This window comes from Methylobacterium sp. WL18, assembly GCF_008040015.1.
Taxonomy (GTDB): Bacteria; Pseudomonadota; Alphaproteobacteria; order Rhizobiales; family Beijerinckiaceae; genus Methylobacterium; species Methylobacterium mesophilicum.
This window is the reverse complement of record NZ_VRVD01000846.1, coordinates 1-1,667: the sequence shown is the minus strand read 5'-3', so window position 1 is coordinate 1,667 and position 1,667 is coordinate 1. Positions and strand designations below refer to the sequence as shown.

The window sequence follows — 1,667 nt, the reverse complement described above, 5'->3', positions numbered from 1 at the left end:
CGCCGCCAGGGGGTCGCCGGTGCCGGGCAGCAGCACCACGAACTCGTCGCCGCCCAGGCGCGCCATCACGGCCCGGCGCGGCAGCACCGCCGGGATCCGGACCGCGAGCGCCTGCAGGAGCGCATCGCCGACCGCGTGCCCGAGGCTGTCGTTGATCGCCTTGAACCCGTCGAGATCGACCAGCAGCACCGCGAGCGGCTGGCCGCGCCGGTAGAGGTCGTTCAGCAGGGTCTCGAACCGGCGGCGGTTGGTCAGGCCGGTCAGGGCATCCTGGTGGGCGAGGCGGAGCAGGCCGGCCTCCCGCCTGCGCCGCTCCGAGATGTCCCGGATGATGGCGCCGAGATTCGGCCCGCCATCGTCGTGCCAGACGGACAGGGCGATCTCGGCCGGGCATTCCGCGCCGTCCTTGCGCCGGACCATCACCTCGATGGTGCGGCCGGCGACCTTGGCCGCGTCGCCTGCGAAGATCCGCTTCAATCCGGCCGTGTGGGCCGCACGCATGCGCTCGGGCACGATCAGATCGAAGGGCTCCCCCAGCATCTCGTCGTGGGTGTAGCCGAACAGCGCTGCGGCGGCCTGGTTGGCGAACCGGATCCGGCCCTCCCGGCTGATCGCCAGCAGCGCCAGCTCGGTGGCGTTTGCAAAGCCCATCATGGACACCCGCGCCAGCTCGCTGCGCCGCAGGGTCATCTGCTGGACCACCAGGGCGGCGAGGTCGGCGAGCGCCCGGCGGTCCCGGGCCGGGAAGCGCCGGCGCGGCACCGTGTCGGCCACGCACAGCGCCCCCAGCCGGAAGCCGTCCGCGGTGATCAGCGGGGCGCCGGCGTAGAAGCGGACGAAGGGCGGTCCCAAAGCGAGGGGATTGTCGGAGAAGCGCGGATCGCGCCGCGTATCTGGGATGACCAGAAGATCGTCGGACCGGATCGTGTGGGTGCAGAACGAGGCGCCGCGGGCTGTCGGCGCTGGATCGAGACCGACTTGATCGAGGCCCACTTGCGCCTTGATCCATTGATGGTGCTGATCGATCAGCGAGACGTAGGCGATCGGCGCGCGGAACAGCCGCGCCGCCAGCTGGGCGATGGCGTCGAACCGCTCCTCGGGGGCGGTCCCGGCGATCTGGAACGTGCCCAAGGCGTGAAGGCGCAGGGTCTCCTGCTCGGCCAGGACGCATTCCGACGTGGTCGCTGCCGACACCGATTCCGCTCCCGGCCCTTCAGCCCGACCCTCACGGGCGCTGCAGGACACGACCGTAAACAGCGAATCTTATCGTAGGTTTAAATCAGCGGTTGTCGATCCACGGTGATCAATAGAGCCGTTCCCGATCGACTTGTAATCGAGAACGGCTCTAAGTCCTTGATTCGACGCGCTCGCTTGCGCCGAACCGGTATCCACTTCGGCGGCGGGCGCTCTCGCCCGGCCGCAGAAGCCGGCGCGCAGGCCGGTATCCACGACATGGCTCCCGACCGTCTCCGGTCGAGAGCCAGTATCCGGCCGGCCCAAGGCGCGGCGATCCGGTCCGATTGCTGCGGACCGGCTGCGCGAAATCCTCCCTCTGCGCGGAACGGCGCGGAGGGAGATCGGGACCCGGCGGTCAGGCGGCCTCGACGGACTTGCGGCTGGTGCCGCGGCCCTTGGCGGGGGCGGACTCGGCCTTCTCGGCCTTGCGG

General features: G+C 70.5%; 1 protein-coding gene. It reads right to left on the bottom strand.

Features of this window, described 5'->3' with window-relative positions; translation table 11 throughout:
• A partial coding sequence (locus FV228_RS28945) for a diguanylate cyclase (RefSeq protein ID WP_147857617.1) occupies positions 1 to 1,194 on the bottom strand: 1,194 nt, incomplete at its 3' end.
• Positions 1,195 to 1,667: the final 473 nt, after the last annotated feature.